Genomic DNA, 20,083 nt, shown 5'->3' with positions numbered 1-20,083 from the left:
GCCTGCCGGTGACGAGACGGAAAACCGCGTTCAACCGCCGAGGAGTCCCGACAGGATCCCGCCGAGCTGGCCGAGGAGCCCGCCGTTGCCGGCGTCCTCGTCCTCGTCGTCGGTTCCGGGGCTCGCCGACGGGCTGGCGGTGGGCGCCTTGGTGGGTTCGGTGGTCGGGTCGCCGGGCTTGTCCTTGTCGGGTTCGTCGCCGCCGGTGGGGTCGTCGCCGGGTTCGTCGGGACGGGAGTCCCGGCTGGCCTGCGGGTCGGATTCGTCGAGGGGGGCCGGTTCGTGGCCGCTCGGGTCCGGGAGGGCCGAGCAGGACAGGGGGACCGGCCCCAGGGCGTCGATCTCGGCGTCGCCGGAGGCGGTGCAGAGCAGGGAGAAGCGGAGCTTCTCGGAGCGGTTCTCGACGTCGTCGAGGAGTGCGAGGGAGTCGAGCGCGCGCGAGCGCGACTCCGCTTCGGTGGAGGACACGAAGTCGACGAGGTCCACGCGGTGGGTCTCGACGAAGGTGTCGACGGCGTCGAGGACGCCCTCGTCGGTGCGGTCCACGGCCGCGCCGGTGAGCAGGGAGACACCGAGACGGGTCTCGTCGTCCATGTCGTCGAGTGTCGTGTCGACCGCGGATGGGTCGGTCGCCACGGACACGGCTTCGTCGAGACGGTTGCGGGCGAACTCCAGGTAGAGCTGACCGCGGTTGACGTCGGAACCGGCGAGCGCGAGCTGGGCGCGTTCGGTGGAGCGTTTGACGTCGTAGAGCGCGTCGCCCGGCATGGCCGAGCCGCTGGCGGCCGACACGCCGGAGAGCGCGAGGATGCCGAAGACGACCGTCACGCCGACGGCGAGGCGTCGACCGCCGCGTGCCGGGCGTGGCGGTTCGGGCTTGGCCCGTGGGATGTAGTCGGGGCCGGTGACGGTGTCGCCGATGCCCTGGACGCTCGCGACCGCCATGAGGCGGCCGCGGAGCTTGGTGCGGAAGGCGTCGTCGGCGACGACCTCCGCGGTCCCGGCCGAGAGACGTTCGGCCATGGTGTGTCCGACCTCGACTAGTGGTGCGAGGTGCTCGTCGTGGGTGGTCTTGATGTGCTTCCGAGGCGCGCCCTGCGCCTCTTCCAGGAGTTGCGCGAAACGTTCGGCTCGGGCTCGTCCAAACGGTCCTGGCGTCATTGCACACCCCCTCTCGCCGCTTGTATCCGATTCAACGCGGACAGGCCGCTTCCGGTTACGGCCATCGCGCTAAGGGTGTGCTCACTCACCTGGGATTCCAGGGGGAACTGTCGGACATCTGACGAATATTCATGGTTTTCGAAGCCTCGTGCGCAGGGCAGCGCGACGGAGGCCGTGCCTCGTGCGGAGGTCATCGTCCGAATCCCTCGGGAAGCAGTCGGCCGAGCGTGCGGACCGCCCGGTACTGGAGGGCCTTGATGGCGCCCTCGTTCTTGTTCATCGCGCGGGCGGTCTCGGCGACCGAGAAGCCCTGCAGGAAGCGCAGGACGATGCACTCCTGCTGGTCGGCGTTGAGCTCCTTGACCGCTTCGAGGAGGGTCGCGTTGGTGATCTTGTCGACGACGGCCGTCTCGGGGTTCCCCTCCGGACCGGACTCCTCCTTGTCGGCGTCGAGGACGTCGGCGGTGGCGACTTCGAGGCGGTAGCGACCGGACTTGAAGTGGTCGGCCATGAGGTTGCGCGCGATGGTCACCAGCCAGGCGCCGAAGTCGCGGCCCTGCCAGGTGAAGCTGTTGATCCGCTTGAGCGCCCGCAGGAAGGTCTCACTGGTGAGGTCCTCGGCGAGATCGCGGCGGGATACGCGGAAGTAGATGTAGCGGAAGACCGTGTCGATGTAGCGGTCGTAGATCTGGCCGAAGGCCTCGGTGTCGCCGGCCTGGGCGCGGCGGACGAGATCCCAGATCTCGGTGCCGCGGGCCGGTTCGCCGCCCTCGCCCTCGGGTTCGGGTTCGGTGCCGCCTGACTCGGCCTCGGCGTCGGTCTCGGACTTCTCGGCGACACGGGCGCGGACCGGGCGGACCCGGCCTCGGGCGGCCGATGGCGCGGCGTCCGCGCCGGTGGCCGTGGCCGGGTCGGCGTGGATCGTCACCGCCAGCATGTGGCGCATGGCGGCCAGCCCACTGGAAAGGGCGAGCCGGGCCATGTGCAGCTCGTCGGTGACAACATGCGCGGAACCGGGCACTTACCTGCCTCCTCGGGTGAGGGGTTTGTCGGGACCCAAGGTCACGGGGGTGCCGACCCGGATCATGATAGGGCCTGACCCACGAAACTGTGTGGACTTGACTACACAACGCAGAGATTGTGTCCCGAGAGTAGCCATGATCGGAACGGACAGTTTGTGCGATTAATGTTTGGGTCCTCACCCGGTTGAGTGACGGTACCGCTTTCGACCTGGTCTCCAAAACCCTTGACGGGGAGGAATATCCGAAGTGATCTCAGCATTTTCCGGGGCTCGCGTGGTGCTCTTGACGACCGCTGGATGTCACTTGTGCACCGACGCGCGCGAGGCCCTCGACCGGGTCGCCGAACGCACCGGAGTGGCGTGGTCCGAAGTGGACGTGGCGACCGATCAGGGCCTGCTCCGCGAGTACGGCGACCGGCTCCCGGTGGTCCTCCTCGACGGACGGGAGCACGGGTACTGGCATGTCGAGGAGGACAGACTCGTCGCCGATCTGGGCCGGTGATCTTGTCGGTTCCGCCGGGTAATCTCGGGCGGATGACGACGCGGCACCTGGTATGGGACTGGAACGGCACCCTGTTCGACGACCTCGAAGCGGTGGTCTCGGCCACCAACGACGTGCTCACCGGCGCCGGCGGGCTCGCCGTGACCGCCGAGCAGCATCGGGAGCGCTTCATCCGGCCGATCGCCGACTACTACTCCCTGGAATTGGGCCGCCCGGTCACCGCCGAGGAGTTCGTGCTGATGGACAAGTTGTTCCACGGCTCCTACGAGAAGTACCGGCTCGCCTGTCAGCCGGCCTCCGACGCCCGCGACGCGATAGCGGCGTGGAAAGGGACGCAGTCACTGTTGTCGATGTGGCACCACGACAACCTCGTGCCACTGGTCGACCAGTTCGGACTAACCGGTCTGCTTAATCGCGTCGACGGATTGCGCGGCGCCGGCGGCGGATCGAAGCGCCCGCACCTGGAGGCGCACCTCGCCGCCATCGGCGTGGAGGCGGAGACCGTCGTGCTCATCGGCGACTCGGTCGACGACGCCGAGGCCGCGCTCGCCGTCGGCGCGGCGGCCGTGCTGTACACGGGCGGCTTCACCGCCGAGGCGAAGCTGCGGGCGGTCGGCGTGCCCGTCGCCGAGACGCTGCTGGAGGCCGTGGAGCTGGCGAGGGCGGTCTGAGTCCGGGCGGGTGGGCCGACGCGCGGATTCGCCGCGACGGCCCGTCGGTGTACCGGATCAGCAGCAGCCGTACCAGGTCCACTCGCCGCACTTCCGGCGGTAGAGGGCCCGCTTGGTCGTGCACCGGCCGTGCAGGTCCTCCGCGCACTTGGTGGTGTCGGATCCACACCCTGCCGAGGCCGTGGCCCTCGGGGCGAGACGGTTCACCAGCCGGTCGGCGAGACGGTTGAGCTTCGACATGTCGACTCCTCTTCTCGTTGTGTCGCCTGAACCCTGGTAGACGCGAGTTCACCCCGCGCGGGTTCACACCGATCGCCGGCCGGTTTCACGACAACCTCCGCAGCACCTCGCCGACGATCGCGCGGCCCGCTCGGCGGTTGACGTTCTCGTTGGCGTCGACGAGGTGCGGGAGGACGCGGCGGATCACGAGCCGGACCGGCGGCTCCGCGCCGAAGCTCTCGCGGAACGCCGCCCGCGCGCCGATCCCGATGTTCGCCACGCACATGGCGGCGACCTCGCGGACGTCGGCGTCCGGATCCGGCGGCACGGCGTCGACGACCTCGACGCGCGGGTGCGCGCCTGCTTCGAGGTCGGCATCGGCCCGGGCGATGCCCGCGCAGTTGGTCTGGGTGCCGACGCGGACGGTCAGGCCGCGCATGGGGAGTGAGGCGAGGAGCGCGCGTGATGGCTCGCGGCCCTCGGTCTCGGCGGGGGCGTGCAGCCTCGTGTCCTCGTCGGGCGTGTCGCGGGCGGGCGAAGGCTCGGCCATGCCCTGATTCGACCAGACGGCCGCCGCGCGGTGGCATCGGGCCGACACCGGTGTCGGCGAGAATCGGTCCATGGCGAACGACGAGCGAAAGGCCTTAGGCGGCACCGGGCCCGACGGCCGCCGCACCGTCCGGCCACTGCGCTGGTGGGCGGCGGCCCTCGGGCTCCTGGCCGTCGTGGCGGCGGCGACGGGCGCGTACTTCCTGCTCGGCGCGGCCTCGGAGGGCGTCGCCAGCCCGGACGCGGCGGCGACGCTGCGGGTCGAGGTCCTGCGGACGGCGTTGAGCGTCGGGGCGGGCACGGGCGCGGCGGTCGCGCTGCTGCTGGCGTGGCGGCGGCAATGGCTGCTGGAGCACGTCGCGCACGACACCAGCTACGACGCCGCCGAGAAGCGGGTCACCGAGTTGTACGTGAAGGCCGTCGAGCAGCTCGGGTCGGACAAGGCGCCGGTGCGCATGGGCGGCCTGTACGCCCTCGAACGGCTGGCGCAGGACAACCCGCCGCAGCGGCAGATGATCGTGGAGGTGATCTGCGCGTACCTGCGGATGCCCTTCGATCCCGACGACGCGGGGGCCTACGCTCACGAAGAACGGCTCGTGCGGCGGACGGCTCAGCGCGTCCTGATCCGCCACACGCATCCCCGGCGCTCGAACGGCGAACCCCACGACGGCTACTGGCCGGGGATGAGCCTGGACCTCAGCGGTGCCGCGCTCGTGGACTTCCGGCTCCGGAGAGCGGTCGTCGCCTCGGTGGACTTCGTCGGCGCGACCTTCCACCAGCGCGCGGACTTCAGCGCCACCCGGTTCACCGAAGGCGCCTGGTTCCGGTCGGCGACGTTCCGCGGCCCCACGTTCTTCACCGGCGCGAGCTTCGCCGAGACGGCCGACTTCGGCGGCTGCGTCCTCCCCGGTGACGCCGATTTCACCGGCGTCTCCGTCGCCGACCCGGGCAAGGCCGTCGATCTGCCGATCCGCCCCTAGAGCGGCATGAACCGCCCGCCGTTCACGTCCAGCGTCACGCCCGTCACGTAGCTGCTCGCCTCCCCCGCGAGGAACAGCACCGGCTCGACGAGCTCCCGCAGCTCCGGCATGCGCCCGAGCGCGATCTCCGCCCGCACCGCCGCCTTCTCCTCGTCCGGCAGGGCCTCGAACATCGCGCCGACCCGCTCGGTCAGGAACAGTCCCGGGGCGACGGCGTTCACGCGCACGCCGTCGGGTCCCACCTCGCGCGCGAGTTTGCGGACGAGGCCGCCGACGGCGGCTTTCGCGGTGGCGTAGGCGATCCCGGTGACCGGCGACGGCTGCCGCCCGCCGATCGAACCGCAGGCGACGATGGTTCCCCGCGACTCGCGCAGGTACGGCAGGGCCGCGCGGCAGGCGTACAGCGTCCCCTTGACGTTGACGTCCAGCACGAGGTCCACATCGGACGGTTCGAGCTCGTCGAGTGAACGCGGTGTGCCGAGGGAGCCCCCGGCCAGACAGACAAGAACATCGATGCGCCCGTACCGGTCGGCGACTTCGGCGCAGACGAGGTCCAGGGCCTTCGCGTCGGTGACGTCGACGGGGTAGTCGCCGCCGTCGGGGTCGACCGTCGCGACGGTCGCGCCCTCGGCTTCGAAACCGGCGCGCACGGCGCGGCCGAGGCCGCCGGCACCGCCGGTGACGAGCACGGCCCGCCCATCGAAACGCTTACTGTTGACGACCGTCATTCATGCACGATACTGGAACCGTGGGCAACCTGAGCGGCATCATGCGCATCGCCGTCGTCGGCGGCGGACCCGGCGGCCTCTACTTCGCCGCCCTGGCGGCACGACGCCACCCGTCCTGGGACATCACCGTCTGGGAGCGCAACGCCCCCGACGACACCTTCGGCTTCGGCGTCGTCTTCTCCGACGAGACCCTCGAATCCATCGAACTCGGCGACGCCGAGATCTTCGCCGAACTGGCCGAGCGCTTCGTCCGCTGGGACGACATCGAAGTCCACTATCGACGGTCCGTCGACGGACCGCCGTCGCTGACCACGTCCGGCGGCCACCGCTTCGCCGCGGTGAGCCGGGTGTCGCTGCTCTCCCTGCTGCACAAGCGATGCGGCGAACTCGGCGTGCACCTCAACTTCGAGACCGAGGCCCCGCCGACCGCCGAGCTGATGGCCGGACACGACCTCGTCATCGCCTCCGACGGCGTCCACTCCGCCAGCCGCGCCGCCTTCGCCGAGGTCTTCGAACCCAGCCTCGACACCAGGCGCTGCAAGTACATCTGGCTCGGCAGCGACCGCGCCTTCGACTCCTTCACCTTCGACGTCCGCCCCACCGAACACGGCGTCGTCCAACTCCACGGTTACCCCTACGACGCCGGTGGCTCCACCGTCATCGTCGAGATGCGCGAAGAGGTCTGGTCGGCGCTCGGCCTCACCGACGACGACGCCATCGAACGCTGCGCCGCCCTCTTCCCCGACCGACTCGCCGGGCATCGCCTGCACGGCAACAACTCCAGGTGGATCGGCTTCACCACCGTCCGCTGCGCCCGGTGGTCGCACGACAACCTCGTGCTCATCGGCGACGCCGCCCACACCGCCCACTTCTCCATCGGCTCCGGCACGAAACTCGCCATGCAGGACGCCGCCGCGCTCGTCGAGAAGCTCGGCACCGCAGGGGATGTCGCGACCGCGCTCGCCGATTACGAGACCGAACGGCGTCCCGTCGTGCTCTCCACGCAGCGGGCCGCGCAGGCCAGTCTCGAATGGTTCGAGGACCTCGGCTGCTACCTCGACCAGGAGCCGCCGCAGTTCGCGTTCAACCTGCTCACCCGTTCGCGCCGGATCACCTACGACAACCTGCGCCTGCGTGACCCCGGCTATGTGTCCGATGTGGACGACTGGTTCGCCGCGCACGAGGTCGCGCGCGGTGTCACGCCCGGACCGGCGACGGCCCGTCCGCCCATGTTCCAGCCCTATCTCCTCGGCGGCCTCGAACTGCGCAACCGCGTCGTCGTCTCCGCGATGGACATGTACTCCTCCGAGGACGGCCTGCCCGGCGACTTCCACCTCGTGCATCTGGGTTCCAAGGCGCTCGGCGGCGCCGGGCTCGTCATGACCGAGATGGTCTGCGTCTCGCCCGAGGGGCGCATCACGCCGGGCTGCGCCGGACTGTACGACGACGCCCAGACCGAGGCCTGGCAACGGATCGCGCGTTTCGTGCACGAGAACACCGAGGCGAAGATCGGCGTCCAGCTCGGGCATTCGGGCCGCAAGGGCTCGACCAGGCTGATGTGGGACGGGATCGACGACCCGCTGCCCGAGGGCAACTGGCCCATCGGCGCGCCCTCGGCCCTGCCCTACAAGGAGGGCAGCCAGACCCCGCGCGAACTCACCCGCGACGAGCTCGACGCGATCCGCGACGACTTCGCCGCCTCCGCCCGCCGCGCGCGGGAGGCCGGTTTCGACCTCCTGGAACTCCACTGCGCGCATGGATACCTGCTGTCGAGCTTCATCTCGCCGCTGACCAACAAGCGCACCGACCACTATGGAGGATCGCTCGCCGGTCGGCTGCGCTTCCCACTGGAAGTCCTCGCGGCCGTGCGGGAGGAGTGGCCCGGGCCGCTGTCGGTCCGCCTGAGCGCGACCGACTGGCATCCCGACGGTCTCACCCACGAGGAGTCCCTCGCCGTCGCGCGCGCCTTCGCCGAGGCGGGCGTCGACGCCGTCGACATCTCCACCGGCCAGGTCGTCAGCGACGAGCGGCCCGCCTACGGCCGGTCCTTCCAGACCCCCTATGCCGACCGGATCCGCCACGATCTGGCCGCGGACTTCCCCGCGGTCACCGTCATCGCCGTCGGCGCGATCTCGTCCTACGACGACGTCAACTCGATCATCCTCGCCGGACGCGCCGACCTCTGCGCCCTCGGCCGCACGCACCTCTACGATCCACAGTGGACGCTGCACGCCGCCGTCGAACAGGACTATCCGATGGCGTGGCCGAAGCCCTTCGCGGCCGGGAAACGCAAGCCGCCGGCCGGCCGAGGCTGAGCGAACACAGGACCGGCGCGGGATGGCCGCCGGGCGCTTCTCGGTGCCGCATCTCGGGGCACCGCGCAGGGCCGGCGCCGGGACCCCCGGCGCGCCTCTAGGAAGGTGTCCGCCACCACGTCGACATCCCCGTCACCTCGTACCCGAGCGACTCGTAAAGCGGCCGCCCCAGCTTCGACGCCGTGAGCGTCGCCGGGATCTCCGTCATGGCGGCGAGCGAACCGAGCATGACCGCGCGGCCGACACCGCGCGAGCGGAAGGCCTCGGGCGTCCCGACCCAGTAGTGGCTGCCCAGCCCGTCGTCGATCACCGACACGCACGCACCGGCGATCTCGCCGTCGAGCACGGCGACGTGCACCGCGACGCCCGGCTCGGCCAGGAGCGCGCGAGGGAGCATCTCACCGGCACGGACGGGCTCGAAACGGACCAGTTCGAAGCCGTCGATGATCGCCCGTTCGGCGCCTTCCAGGTCGGCGTCGGTCTCGGCCTTCCGCACCTCCATGACCGGGTCGGCGACCGCGCCCGCCTGCCGGAGCATCACCGGCATCTGGAAGCTGACGAGGTTCAGGGCGCTGAGATCGGTGGCGCTGTAGGGATCTTCGGCGTCGACCGGGCCGCGGGCGCGCGCCTTGGCGGCCAGTTCGGTCAGTTCGGCGAGCTCGTCGGCGCTGAGATCGGGTTCCTGGAGCAGGAAGCGGGTTCCGGCGCGCTCGTCGCCGACGGCGGCGACGAAGGCCCGGCGGGTGATGGTCTCGTGGCCACGGGAGCGGGCCGTGGCCGCCCAGTAGGCGGCGGAGTTGCGGGCCTGGCGGCGCTGGGCGTCGGCGGGGAGAACGATCTCGGTCACGGTCCCAGCCTAGATCGGAAGCGGCCCGATCGGATGGGCCATTTCGGCGCCTTTCGACTGGGCCAATGTGAGCGGGGTGCCCGGAAGCCGGACACCCCGCAAGAGACGGCTAGTCGACGCCGACGACCGCCTCGGCGAACTGTGCCGCGTACAGGCGGGCGTAGGCGCCGCCGGCTTCGAGGAGGCCTTCGTGGTCGCCCTGTTCGACGATGGATCCGTTCTCCATGACCAGGATCAGGTCGGCGTCGCGGATCGTGGAGAGCCGGTGGGCGATGACGAAGCTGGTCCGGCCGGAGCGCAGTTCGGTCATGGCCCGCTGGATGAGCACCTCGGTGCGGGTGTCCACGGAGGACGTGGCCTCGTCGAGGACGAGGATCGTCGGCTCGGTGAGGAAGGCCCGCGCGATGGTGATCAGCTGCTTCTCACCGGCGCTGAGGTTCGAGCCCTCCTCGTCGATGATCGTGTCGTAGCCGTCGGGCAGGGTCCGCACGAAGTGGTCGACGTGGGTCGCCCGCGCCGCTTCGAGCATGCGCTCCTCGCTGACCTCGCCGACGCCGTAGACGATGTTCTGCGCGATGGTGCCGCCGAACAGCCAGGTGTCCTGCAGGACCATGCCCGTGCGGGCGCGCAGGTCCTCGCGGGTCATCGCGGCGATGTCCACGCCGTCGAGGGTGATCCGTCCGCCCCGGACCTCGTAGAAGCGCATCAGCAGGTTCACCAGGGTGGTCTTACCCGCCCCGGTGGGCCCGACGATGGCGACGGTGTGGCCGGGCTCGACCGACAGCGACAGGTCGTCGATGAGCGGTTTGTCCTCCTCGTAACGGAAGGAGACGTGCTCGAAGGCGACACGGCCGACGGTGTCGGCCGGGGTGAGCGGTTCGGCGGGCTCGGGCGACTGCTCCTCGGAGTCGAGCAGGTCGAAGACCCGCTCGGCCGAGGCAACGCCCGACTGGAGGAGGTTCGCCATCGACGCGACCTGCGTGATCGGCTGCGAGAACTGGCGCGAGTACTGGATGAACGCCTGCACGTCACCGAGCGACATCGTGCCCGACGCGACCCGCAGGCCGCCGATGACGGCGACGAGGACGTAGTTGACGTTGCCGATGAACATCATCGCCGGCTGGATGATGCCGGAGATGAACTGCGCCTTGAAGGCCGCCTGGAACAGGTCCTCGTTGTGCTCGGCGAAGGTCGCCGAGGCCTCCTTCTGGCGGCCGAAGACCTTGACGAGGGCGTGCCCGGTGAACATCTCCTCGATGTGGCCGTTGAGTTTCCCGGTCGTGCCCCACTGCTTGAGGAACTGCGGCTGCGCCCGCTTGCCGATGATCACGGTGACCCACAGGGACACCGGGACGGTGATGACCGCGATCAGCGCCAGCAGCGGCGAGATCAGGATCATCATCAGCAGCACGCCGACGATGGTCAGCAGCGAGATCACCAGCTGCGACAGGGCCTGCTGGAGCGTCTGGGAGATGTTGTCGATGTCGTTGGTGGTGCGCGACAGGATCTCACCGCGCGGCTGCTTGTCGAAGTAGCCGAGGGGAAGCCGCGCGAGCTTGGTCTCGGCCTGCTCGCGCAGGCGGTAGGCCGTGCGCTGCACGATCGTCGTGGTCAGCCGGCCCTGCCACAGCATCGCCGCCGACGACAGCACGAACAGCGCCAGCACGATCAGCAGGACCCGGCCGACCTCACCGAAGTCGATGCCCTGGCCCGGCGTGAAGTCCACGGTGGTCATCACGTCGGCGATGGTGTCGTTGCCGGTCGCGCGGGCGGTCGCGATGGCCTCGTCGCGGGTGAGCCCGGCGGGGGACAACTTGCCGATCACGCCGCCGAAGATGAGGTTGGTGGCGTGGCCGAGGATCTTCGGCCCGACCACCGACAGGGTCACCGAGACCACGCCGAGGAGCAGCGCCAGCGACGCCGTGGCCCGCTCGGGCCGCATCATGCGCAGCAGCCGGAGACTGGACTCCTTGAAGTGCATGGCCTTCTCGGTCGGCATCGCCCCGGCCATCGGGCCGCCGGGCCCGCCGCGCTGGGGCGCGCCCTTGATGCGAGCCGGGGTGGGGCCGCCGTCCTCGCCGTTCTTCTCCGGCTTCTTGCCGTTGTTCTCCGGAGTGCTCACGCCGCCTCCTGCTCACTGTGCTGCGACAGCACGATCTCCCGGTAGGTCTCGTTGCCTTCCATCAGTTCGTCGTGCGTTCCCGTCCCCACGACGCGGCCCTCGTCGAGGACCACGATGCGGTCGGCGTTGCGGATCGTCGACACGCGCTGCGCGACGATGACGACCGTGGCGTCCCCGGTCTCGCGCGCCAGCGCGGCCCGCAGGGCGGCGTCGGTGGCGTAGTCGAGCGCCGAGAAGGAGTCGTCGAAGAGGTAGATCTCGGGTTCGGCGACCAGCATCCGCGCGATCGCCAGACGCTGGCGCTGCCCACCGGAGACGTTCGTGCCGCCCTGGCCGATCGGGGCTTCGAGGCCCTCGTCCTTGGCGCGCACGAAGTCGGCGGCCTGCGCGACCTCCAGGGCCCGCCACAGATCCTCGTCGGTGGCCGCGGGGTTGCCGTAACGCAGGTTCGAGGCGATGGTGCCGCTGAACAGGTACGGCTTCTGCGGCACCAGACCGACCACACTGGACAGTGTCTCGGGCGAGAGCCGCCGCACGTCGACGCCGTCGACGAGGACTTCGCCGGCGGTCACGTCGAACAGGCGCGGGATGAGGTTCAGCAGGGTCGTCTTCCCGCTGCCCGTCGAACCGATGATCGCCGTGGTCTGCCCGGGATGCGCGACGAGGTCGATGCCGCACAGGACCGGTTCGGCCGCGCCCGGGTAACGGAAGTCGACCGAACGGAACTCCAGCTGCCCGTGCTCGGGCAGCGCGGTCACCGGGTCGGGATCGAGCGTCAGGCTCGTCCGGGTGTCCAGGACCTCCTGGATGCGGCCGGCGCTGACCTGCGCGCGCGGCAGCATGATCAGCACGAAGGTCGCCATCATCACCGACATGAGGATCTGCATCAGGTAGGCGAGGAACGCCGTCAGCGAACCGATCTCCATGCCGCCGCCAGCGATCCGGTGCGCGCCGAACCACATCACCGCGACGCTGGAGACGTTCATGACGAGCATGACCGTCGGGAACATCCACGCCATCAGGCGGCCCACGCCGACCGACACGCCCATCAGTTCGGTGTTGGCGCCCGCGAAGCGCTTCTGCTCGTAGTCGTCGCGGACGAACGCGCGGATCACCCGGATACCGGTGATCTGCTCGCGCATCACCCGGTTGACCTCGTCGATGCGGACCTGCATGGACCGGAACAGGGGTCCCATCCGGCGCACGATCAGCGCGACCGAGGCGATCAGGATCGGCACGACGATCAGCAGCAGTCCTGACAGGGGCGCGTCGACACCGACGGCCATGATCACGCCGCCGAAGGCCATCACCGGCGCCGAGACCAGCAGGATGAAGGCCAGGAACACCAGCATCTGGACCTGCTGCACGTCGTTGGTCGTGCGGGTGATCAGCGAGGGCGCGCCGAACTGGCCGACCTCGCGCACCGAGAAGGACTGCACGTGGTCGAAGATCCCCGCGCGCACGTCCCGGCCGACGGCCATCGCCGTGCGGGCGGCGTAGTAGACCGCCCCGACCGAGGCGAGGATCTGCACCAGCGTGATCGCCAGCATGATCCCGCCGAGCCGCATGATGTGCGAGGTGTCGCCCTTGACGACGCCGTTGTCGATGATGTCGGCGTTGAGCGTCGGCAGGTAGAGCATCGCGATCGTGGACACCAGCTGCAGGCCGACCAGCCACAGGATCGGCTTGCGGTACGGCCGCAGATAGACCCGCAGCAACCGCAGCAGCGTCCGGCCGTCGCCCTTGGACGGCGGTGGTTCGCCGGGTGGTCCGCCGTTCTTCTGCGCGCGCGTGAGTGTCACCTCACGCGTGGCCGGTGAGCTCATGCCAGGCCTCCCTACCCGTCTTGCGAAAGTCCGCCTTGAGAGTGTGCGCTCACTAACCGCCGCCGTGTAGTGGATTTCGCGGTGAGCGCAGGCCGAGCGTGCCCCATGAACCGCGGTTCAGGTCAAACGCGGGTTTTTGTGGCATCCGCCACAATCAGAGCGGGACCGCCGCCAGGGTCGCCGGTTTCTGCGCGCCGAAGGCGCCCGAGGTGAGGGCGAGGATGAGGTGGGTGTCGGTGATCGCGACCAGCCGCGCGCCCGGCTGGTACCACATCAGCTTGTCGAAGCCCAGGTCATAGGCGGTCGTGGCGACGGAGTCCTTTGGCGCGGCCTCGGTCGGCAGGGTGCCGGTCGAGCTGAGCACGAGATCGCCGACGATGTTGGTCTTCTCCGGCGGAGGCGCGGTGTCCTCGGCCTCCCAGGGCGCGGCCCCGCCGGTGATCTCGACCATGACGAGGGCCTCTTCGGCGGTCGCCGGGCTGTAGGCCACGACCGGGTCACGGAACGCGCGGGTCGTGCCCAACGCCGACGCCGTCCAGCGCACGCCGCCCGTCGAGGGGTCGACGACCTGCGGGAAACCGTTGACGTTCTGCCCGAGCAGCACGTCGCCGGGCACGAGGATCGAGGCGGCCGCCGCGCAGTCGGCGCCGAACGCGACCGTCTCGCCGCGGTGCGAGGCCGGGTCGTAGACGATGACGTCGGTCAGGCACCCGTCGTGCGCGCCGACGGTGGCGACGCGCCCGCCGTGCACGGCCACGATCGGGTAGACGTCGAGGTCCATGAGCGTCGACGGCCGGCCGACGGTGTCGCCGTTCTCGGCGTCGAGCGCCACGGTCTTCTCGTCACCGTCCTCACGCAGGCCGATGTTGGCGTAGACGACCGGCGAGGACGCCGCCAGCCGCAGCTCCTTGGCCGAACCGAGCGACTGGTCGACCGGGTCGGGCAGGACGGGCGTGGCGACGGCGACCTCGGCGGCGTAACGCCGGTGCCAGCGGCGCTCGGCGGTGGCCAGCTCGGTCGCGACGATCTCGCGTTCCCTGCCGACACGTTCGGCGGTGTAGAGGGTGTCGTCGCTGACGGCGAAGAACGGCGGGTTGTGCCCGAGCTCCGACTCGTAGGTGAAGCGTTCGGCGCCGGTGCTCAGCTCGTAGACGGTGATCAGCGGGCCGCGCGCGAAGACGACGGCGTCGGCGGTGACCCGGATCGGGCCCTCGGCCTCGGGCACCTGCCAGCGCATCTCGCCGGTGGCGGCGTCGAGGGCGGTCACGGTCCTGTCGGCGAAGGTGACCACGGACGTGCCCGTCGCGACGGCCTCGGGGGGCCGCGGCCCGGCGAGGGTGTGACGCCAGTCGATCTCGGGTTCGGCGGCGGTCGCCGAGAGCGTGGTGATCCAGATGGCGGCGGCGGCGGACAGGACGATGACAGCGGCGACCACACCGAGGACCCAGGCGGTCCTATGTGGCCGAAGGCGACGCATGCGGACAGTATGGCGTTGCTGGCCCCGGAGGTTGATCGGGGGACGGGTCGAGCACGGAGCGCCCGCCCCCCACGTCCCTCACAGATCCAGGAACGCCAGGTCCAGCGCGGCCAGGCGCGCGGGGTCGGAGATGGCGTCGATGGCGACGACCTTGCCGTCGACGACGGTGTAGGCCATGAGCGTGAACGGCTTCCCGTCGTCCACCGACAACATGCCGGCCACGCCGTTGACCAGCAGCGGGACCGCGACCCGGTCGGGGCCTCCGGCGAACATGATCGCGCGGGACGCGATCGTCTCGGGGCCGACGAGCGCGGCGATCGGGCCGTCGATGCGCATGACGATGCCGGGATCGAGGACCGAGACGAGCGCCTCGAAGTCGCCGCCGCGGGCGGCGGCGAGGAACGCGTCGACGACCTCCCGCTGGCGCGCGAGGTCCGGATCGGGCGTGACGACGGTTTCCTGGACGCGGCGGCGGGCGCGGCTGGCGAGCTGCCGGGCGGCGGCCGTCGAGCGGTCCACGATCGGCGCGATCGCCTCGAAGGACAGGCCGAACATGTCGTGCAGGACGAAGGCGAGGCGTTCGGCGGGGCTCAGGGTCTCCAGGACGACGAGGAGGGCGAGCCCGACGGAGTCGGTGAGCAGCGCCTCCTGCTCGGGGTCGACACCGCCCGGGCGCGACAGGATCGGCTCGGGCGCGAAGTCACCGAAAGGATCCTCGCGGCGGGACTTGCGCGAGCGGAGCATGTCAAGGCAGACGCGGCCGACGACGGTGGTGAGCCAGCCGCCGAGGTTGCCGACCTCACCGGCGTCGGCGCGGCTCAGCCGCAACCAGCCCTCCTGCACGGCGTCCTCGGCCTCGGCGAGCGAGCCGAGCATGCGGTAGGCCACGGCGCGCAGGTGCGGGCGGTGCTCCTCGAAACGGGCGGCGAGCTGGTCGGGGGTGGTCATCGGTGGCGCCTCCTGGGTCGGTCCTCAACAGGATGACGGAGCGCGCGCGGGGAATGTGACCGGATCACCCGGCGGTGATCTTGCGCAGGAGGCGCTCGATCTGCGCGGCCAGCGGCGGCCAGGTCGCGTCGGGCTGGTTGACCCGCATGGACACCGCGCCGTGGACGGCCGCGCGCAGGTCGAGGGACACCTCCTCGGCGTCGCCGTCGGGGATGGCGCCGGCGTCCATGCAGCGGCGGACGGCGGCGGTCGTGTCCTCGGCGATGGAGCGTTTGAAGGACATGTCGACGCGGCGGTTCAGGGCGCTCTCGTGCAGGACCTTGTAGAGGCCGGCGTGCTCGTGGGCGCTCGCGCCGACCCGGAGGACGCGCGCGCGGAGTTTCCCGAGCGGGTCGGCCGCGCTCGCCTCGGCGGCGTCGGCCTCGGCCGCGGTCTCGCGCTGGAAACGCCGGAGGACGGCGAGGACGAGGGCGTCGCGGTCGGCGAAGTGCAGGTAGACGGAGGTCGCGGCGATGCCGACCTCGCGGGCGACGGCACGCAGGGAGAGGGCCTCGTCGTCGCCGAGCTCGTCGAGCAGGCGCATGGCCGCGCTCTCGATCTCGGCGCGCAGGAGCTCGCCCTGGCCGCGCCGGTTGCGGGCGCGCGTCTCGGTCATGACGGCCATTGTATTGGCGGACAAGTAGGACTACAGTCATAGCGCTACAGCTGTTCAGTTAAGGAGATCCCCTCGTGGACCAGCTCACCCGCAACAAGGAGACCGTGCGCGCCTTCTACCAGGCCGCCATCAACGACAAGGACTTCACCGCCGCCCGCGCCCTGATCGGGCCGGACTACGTCCAGCACAACCCGCGCATCGCCGACGGGATCGACGGCTTCGCGGCCTTCGTCGCCCAGATCGCCGAGGAGTTCCCCGACCTGCACGCCGAGGTCAAGGCGCTGTACGCCGAAGGCGACCACGTCGTCGGGCACGTCCACGGCGTGCGCGTGCCGGGGCAGGCGGGAACGGCGATCGTCGACATCTTCCGGCTCTCCGACGGGCTGATCGTCGAGCACTGGGACGTGATGCAGCCGGTGCCGGAGGAGGCGGCGAACGGGAACGGAATGTTCTAGCCGCGGCCTTTGGTTACGCTCTGACTCTTTGCATCGGCCGAAGGGGAGTCGTCAATGCTGAGCGGCGAAAAGGTCGTCCTGCGGGCGCGGTACGACGAGGACATCCCGATCCTCTTGACGGGCCTCTACGAGGACGTGGTCGTCGGCTCGCGGGCCGACGGCAAGCCGTGGCGGCCGCTCACGCCGGGCACGACCGACCCCCGGCTCGTCGTCGACGACAAGGAGGAGGGGCGCGTCTCCTTCTCCGTCGTCGAACGCGAGGGCGGCGCCCTCGTCGGAACCGCGTCGTTCTGGGGCATCGACACACACCACCGGTCGGCGCACATCGGCCTCGGGCTGCTGCCGTCCGCGCGCGGCAAGGGGTACGGGACGGACGTGGTCGCGATCCTGTGCCACTACGGCTTCGTCGTGCGCGGACTGCACCGCATGCAGATCGAGACCCTCGCCGACAACCACGGGATGTTGAGCGCGGCCGAACGCAACGGGTTCGTGCGCGAGGGGCTGCTGCGATCGTCGGCGTGGGTGCTGGGGGAGTTCCTGGACGAGGTGGTGCTGGGGTTGCTGGCGGAGGAGTGGCGGGCGGCGCGCGAGGGGTAGGCGGGGAAGAGGTGGCGGTGGGCGCGGCGGCGCTCGATGATCGCGCTATGCCTGATCCCGCCTCCTTTCACGTCGCCGACAACTGGGCCGGTTTCTACTACGAACTCGCCGTCGATCTCGGGTCCACCGACGACGCACGGCTCGACGAGGCCCTGAAGACCATGTGGTCGGCGGCAGGAGTGGAGGGGTGCTTCGGAAGGCACGGTCAGGCAGAAGAGTGGACCCCGACTCCGTGCACGGTGGCGTCCCTGACCGAGTACGGAAGCCTCGACGGGCGCGTCCGCCTCCCCACGGGCGAGCGCGTGGTCTGCACCTGCATGGCCGTCCGAGGCGGGGGCTACAGCGACTGGCTCGACTTCTGCCTCCCGACCGGCGCTCTCGACAACGCGAAGGTCCCGATCTGGGGCGACGGCGTCCACGAGGTCGAGCCGGACCACAACGTCCCCCTCAACGACTGGCTCGCCGACATCGCGCGGCAGGTGTTCGCGCGCGTCCCGTTCAGCCTCGCCCTGACCGGCGTCGAGGCCTCGGGCGCCGACGACGCGGAGAACCTCGCCGGCCGCGCCCCCGACCGTCGCGGCCACGGCTATCTCCTGCCGCGCGGCGAGGTCCTCGACTACTTCCCCCCGAACGTCTGAGCACGAAGAAGCGCCCGGCGGAAACCCGCCGGGCGCTTCACGTCCGTTCACTACCCGAGGTCGACCGACGGGTACAGCGGGAACCCGCTGAGCAGTTCCGCCGCCTGCGTCGCGACGCTCTCCGACACCTTCGCGTCGAGGACGTGCGTCGCCTTCGACGGGGCGCCCGACTTCGTCGTGCCCTGCGTGGTCGCGTCGAGCACGGTGTGGATCAGTGCGGCGACCTCGTCCATCTCGGCGGTGCCGAGGCCGCGCGTGGTGAGCGCGGGCGTCCCGATGCGCACGCCGGAGGTGTACCAGGCGCCGTTGGGGTCCTGCGGGACGGAGTTGCGGTTGGTGACCACGCCCGAGTCGAGCAGCGCGGCCTCGGCCTGGCGGCCGGTGATCCCGTACGACGACACGTCGATGAGCACGAGGTGGTTGTCGGTACCGCCGGTGACGAGCGTGGCGCCGCGCTTGAGCAGCCCTTCGGCGAGGGCGCGGGAGTTGTCGACGATGCGCTGCGCGTAGTTCTGGAAGTCCGGCGTGCGGGCCTCGGCGAGGGCGACGGCCTTGGCGGCCATGACGTGCGGCAGCGGTCCGCCGAGGACCATGGGGCAGCCGCGGTCGACCTGCTCGGCGAGTTCGGGCTGGCACAGCACCATGCCGCCGCGGGGGCCGCGGAGGGACTTGTGCGTCGTCGTGGTGACGATCTGGGCGTGCGGGACCGGGTCGAAGTCGCCGGTGAGGACCTTGCCGGCGACGAGTCCGGCGAAGTGGGCCATGTCGACCATGAGGGTCGCGCCGACCTCGTCGGCGATCTCGCGGACGAGGCGGAAGTTGACCAGTCGCGGGTAGGCGGAGTATCCGGCGACGATGATCAGGGGCCGGAACTCGCGGGCGGCGCTGCGCAGGGCGTCGTAGTCGAGCAGGCCGGTCTGGTGGTCGGTGCCGTAGGAGCGCTGCTCGAACATCTTGCCGGAGATGTTGGGGCGGAAGCCGTGGGTGAGGTGGCCGCCGGCGTCGAGGGACATGCCGAGCATCCGCTGGTCGCCGAGGGCGCGGCGGAGGACGGCCCAGTCCTCTTCGCTGAGGTCGTTGACGTGCTTGGCGGTGTGTTCGGTGAGGAACGGCGCCTCGATCTTGGCGGCGAGGATCGCCCAGAAGGCGACGAGGTTGGCGTCGATGCCGGAGTGCGGCTGGACGTAGGCGTGCGGGGCGCCGAAGAGGGCCTTGGCGTGTTCGGCGGCGACCGACTCGACGGTGTCGACGTTGCGGCAGCCGGCGTAGAAGCGGCGGCCGATGGTGCCTTCGGCGTACTTGTCGCTGAACCAGTTGCCCATGGTGAGCAGGACGGCCGGGGAGGCGTAGTTCTCGCTGGCGATCAGCTTGAGCGATTCGCGCTGGTCGGCGAGTTCCTGGCCGATGGCGTCGGCCACGCGGGGTTCGACGGAGCGGATCACGTCGAGGGCGGCCCGGAACGCGGTGGACTCGGTGCTGATGGACACGGTGGACCCCTCCATTGGTGGAAGCTGCATGAGGAAGGCCCAGGCGCACGGCGGTGGAGCTGCGGCCGCTCCCCGATGGTTGAGCCCATCCCAGCGCGCCAGTCGCGGCCCGTCGTGACCATAGCAACCGGTGGTGGTCCCGGCCCAGGCCGGTCTCCCGGGCTCTGCTGGTCTTGGGGAGGCGAGCGAGACCGTCTGCCAGGCATGGGATCGGGTTGCGGCCCTTTCGCGGCGGCCTCCGGCCGCTTATTCGGTGATCTTCACCAGTCCGCGGAGTCCGGCGAGGATGTCGGCGCCGGTCGGCGCGTTCTCCGGGTCGGACAGCAGCTGGATCGCCACGCCTGACATGAGCGCCATCTGGACCATGCCGACGGTCCGCTTGGTCTCGTCGGTGACGTCTTCCTCGGGGGTGCTGGTGAGGATCCCGGCGAGGCCGCTGCGGCCTTCGCGCATGCCCGCGGCGAGGATGCCGCGCAGGTCGTCCTGGCGTTGTGCCTGCATGAACAGGTCGACCGAGACGAGCCACATGCGCGGGTGGGCGCGGATCTGTTCGAGGTTGGCGTCCCACATGCGGATGTAGGCCTCTTCGGCGGTGGCGTCGTCGCCGGCGGGGATGAGGGCGCGGCCCGCGATGTCCCCCCATTCGTCGAGGATCGCGAATATCGCCTGGGAGAGCAGGTTTTCGCGGGAGCCGTAGTGGTAGCCGATGGCGGCCATGCTCACGCCCGCCGCGGTCGCGATGTCGCGAACGGTGGTGCGGTCGAAGCCCTTGTCGAGCAGGCACGTCTTGGCTCCGGCGAGCAGAGCCTCCTTGTTTCCCATGCCCTGACCATAGCAAACGGTGCGATCGAACGAATTAGGCGAACGCCTGAGGCATTTGCCTTG

Annotated in this window: 20 protein-coding genes and 1 riboswitch; of the genes, 7 read left to right on the top strand and 13 right to left on the bottom strand. The window is 70.4% G+C overall.

The genetic code is table 11. The annotated features are described in order from the left end of the window. Nucleotides 1-30 precede the first annotated feature (30 nt). Both HNR73_RS20625 and HNR73_RS20620 read right to left on the bottom strand, forming a co-directional pair. A complete protein-coding gene (locus HNR73_RS20625; protein ID WP_184789164.1) occupies nucleotides 31-1,161 on the bottom strand; it encodes a DUF5667 domain-containing protein in 1,131 nt (376 codons plus the stop codon). Between the two features lie 190 nt (nucleotides 1,162-1,351). Further along, entirely contained in the window at nucleotides 1,352-2,182 is an 831-nt protein-coding gene (locus HNR73_RS20620; protein ID WP_308441948.1) for an ECF subfamily RNA polymerase sigma factor, BldN family, read from the bottom strand. 250 nt (nucleotides 2,183-2,432) lie between these two features. On the opposite strand from HNR73_RS20620, the gene HNR73_RS20615 reads away from it, so the two are divergent. Continuing rightward, nucleotides 2,433-2,684, top strand: coding sequence for a glutaredoxin family protein (locus HNR73_RS20615; protein WP_184789222.1), 252 nt, complete (start codon nucleotides 2,433-2,435; stop codon nucleotides 2,682-2,684). Nucleotides 2,685-2,716: 32 nt separating this feature from the next. Next, nucleotides 2,717-3,355: an HAD family hydrolase gene (locus HNR73_RS20610; protein ID WP_184789163.1), complete on the top strand. Its 639-nt coding sequence runs from the start codon at nucleotides 2,717-2,719 to the stop codon at nucleotides 3,353-3,355. A gap of 57 nt (nucleotides 3,356-3,412) precedes the next feature. Here the strand turns inward: HNR73_RS20610 and HNR73_RS20605 are convergent, their stop codons facing one another. Both HNR73_RS20605 and HNR73_RS20600 read right to left on the bottom strand, forming a co-directional pair. Beyond that, the gene (locus HNR73_RS20605; RefSeq protein WP_184789162.1) at nucleotides 3,413-3,595 is read right to left on the bottom strand and encodes a hypothetical protein; all 183 of its coding nucleotides are present in this window, start codon (nucleotides 3,593-3,595) and stop codon (nucleotides 3,413-3,415) included. An 85-nt stretch (nucleotides 3,596-3,680) separates the two neighbouring features. Further along, on the bottom strand, nucleotides 3,681-4,124 hold the full coding sequence (locus HNR73_RS20600) for a hypothetical protein (RefSeq protein ID WP_184789161.1): 444 nt from the start codon (nucleotides 4,122-4,124) through the stop codon (nucleotides 3,681-3,683). Nucleotides 4,125-4,194: 70 nt separating this feature from the next. Between HNR73_RS20600 and HNR73_RS20595 the strand changes: the two genes are divergently transcribed. Further along, nucleotides 4,195-5,103, top strand: coding sequence for a pentapeptide repeat-containing protein (locus HNR73_RS20595; RefSeq protein WP_184789160.1), 909 nt, complete (start codon nucleotides 4,195-4,197; stop codon nucleotides 5,101-5,103). Here the strand turns inward: HNR73_RS20595 and HNR73_RS20590 are convergent. Further along, nucleotides 5,100-5,831 (bottom strand): SDR family NAD(P)-dependent oxidoreductase, encoded by a 732-nt coding sequence (locus tag HNR73_RS20590; RefSeq protein ID WP_184789159.1) that lies wholly within the window; start codon nucleotides 5,829-5,831, stop codon nucleotides 5,100-5,102. The genes HNR73_RS20595 and HNR73_RS20590 overlap by 4 nt on opposite strands. A 20-nt stretch (nucleotides 5,832-5,851) precedes the next feature. Here HNR73_RS20590 and HNR73_RS20585 point away from each other — a divergent pair, with 20 nt between their 5' ends. Further along, nucleotides 5,852-8,146 carry a bifunctional salicylyl-CoA 5-hydroxylase/oxidoreductase gene (locus HNR73_RS20585; protein WP_239122147.1) on the top strand — a complete coding sequence of 765 codons (2,295 nt, stop codon included), beginning with the start codon at nucleotides 5,852-5,854 and terminating at the stop codon, nucleotides 8,144-8,146. 97 nt (nucleotides 8,147-8,243) lie between these two features. Here the strand turns inward: HNR73_RS20585 and HNR73_RS20580 are convergent, their stop codons facing one another. From HNR73_RS20580 to HNR73_RS20555, 6 genes are all read right to left on the bottom strand, one after another. After that, nucleotides 8,244-8,993 carry a GNAT family N-acetyltransferase gene (locus HNR73_RS20580; RefSeq protein WP_203686277.1) on the bottom strand — a complete coding sequence of 250 codons (750 nt, stop codon included), beginning with the start codon at nucleotides 8,991-8,993 and terminating at the stop codon, nucleotides 8,244-8,246. Between the two features lie 109 nt (nucleotides 8,994-9,102). Continuing rightward, nucleotides 9,103-11,004, bottom strand: a complete 1,902-nt coding sequence (locus HNR73_RS20575; protein ID WP_203686297.1) for an ABC transporter ATP-binding protein — start codon at nucleotides 11,002-11,004, stop codon at nucleotides 9,103-9,105. 107 nt (nucleotides 11,005-11,111) lie between these two features. Continuing rightward, a complete protein-coding gene (locus HNR73_RS20570) occupies nucleotides 11,112-12,941 on the bottom strand; it encodes an ABC transporter ATP-binding protein (RefSeq protein WP_184789158.1) in 1,830 nt (609 codons plus the stop codon). Nucleotides 12,942-13,095: 154 nt separating this feature from the next. Continuing rightward, nucleotides 13,096-14,418: a PQQ-binding-like beta-propeller repeat protein gene (locus tag HNR73_RS20565; protein WP_184789157.1), complete on the bottom strand. Its 1,323-nt coding sequence runs from the start codon at nucleotides 14,416-14,418 to the stop codon at nucleotides 13,096-13,098. A gap of 78 nt (nucleotides 14,419-14,496) precedes the next feature. Beyond that, nucleotides 14,497-15,366, bottom strand: a complete 870-nt coding sequence (locus tag HNR73_RS20560; RefSeq protein ID WP_184789156.1) for a sigma-70 family RNA polymerase sigma factor — start codon at nucleotides 15,364-15,366, stop codon at nucleotides 14,497-14,499. Between the two features lie 64 nt (nucleotides 15,367-15,430). Continuing rightward, nucleotides 15,431-16,021, bottom strand: coding sequence for a TetR/AcrR family transcriptional regulator (locus HNR73_RS20555; RefSeq protein WP_184789155.1), 591 nt, complete (start codon nucleotides 16,019-16,021; stop codon nucleotides 15,431-15,433). Between the two features lie 74 nt (nucleotides 16,022-16,095). Between HNR73_RS20555 and HNR73_RS20550 the strand changes: the two genes are divergently transcribed. The 3 genes from HNR73_RS20550 to HNR73_RS20540 are packed head-to-tail and all read left to right on the top strand — an operon-like array spanning nucleotide 16,096 to nucleotide 17,711. After that, on the top strand, nucleotides 16,096-16,476 hold the full coding sequence (locus tag HNR73_RS20550; RefSeq protein ID WP_184789154.1) for a nuclear transport factor 2 family protein: 381 nt from the start codon (nucleotides 16,096-16,098) through the stop codon (nucleotides 16,474-16,476). A 54-nt stretch (nucleotides 16,477-16,530) separates the two neighbouring features. Next, complete coding sequence (locus HNR73_RS20545; RefSeq protein WP_184789153.1) at nucleotides 16,531-17,073, top strand: GNAT family N-acetyltransferase; 543 nt, start codon at nucleotides 16,531-16,533, stop codon at nucleotides 17,071-17,073. A gap of 47 nt (nucleotides 17,074-17,120) precedes the next feature. Further along, entirely contained in the window at nucleotides 17,121-17,711 is a 591-nt protein-coding gene (locus HNR73_RS20540) for a hypothetical protein (RefSeq protein WP_203686275.1), read from the top strand. 50 nt (nucleotides 17,712-17,761) lie between these two features. On the opposite strand, the gene HNR73_RS20535 is transcribed toward HNR73_RS20540, so the two are convergent. After that, on the bottom strand, nucleotides 17,762-19,198 hold the full coding sequence (locus HNR73_RS20535) for a glycine hydroxymethyltransferase (protein WP_203686273.1): 1,437 nt from the start codon (nucleotides 19,196-19,198) through the stop codon (nucleotides 17,762-17,764). 30 nt (nucleotides 19,199-19,228) lie between these two features. Beyond that, a riboswitch (ZMP/ZTP riboswitch) is annotated at nucleotides 19,229-19,314 on the bottom strand. Between the two features lie 130 nt (nucleotides 19,315-19,444). Next, nucleotides 19,445-20,020 carry a TetR/AcrR family transcriptional regulator gene (locus tag HNR73_RS20530; RefSeq protein ID WP_184789151.1) on the bottom strand — a complete coding sequence of 192 codons (576 nt, stop codon included), beginning with the start codon at nucleotides 20,018-20,020 and terminating at the stop codon, nucleotides 19,445-19,447. Between the last annotated feature and the right edge of the window lie 63 nt (nucleotides 20,021-20,083).

The sequence above is a fragment of the Phytomonospora endophytica genome, assembly GCF_014202425.1.
Classification (GTDB): domain Bacteria; phylum Actinomycetota; class Actinomycetes; order Mycobacteriales; family Micromonosporaceae; genus Phytomonospora; species Phytomonospora endophytica.
The sequence above is the reverse complement of the archived record's forward strand: the minus strand, read 5'-3'. Positions and strand labels throughout refer to the sequence as shown.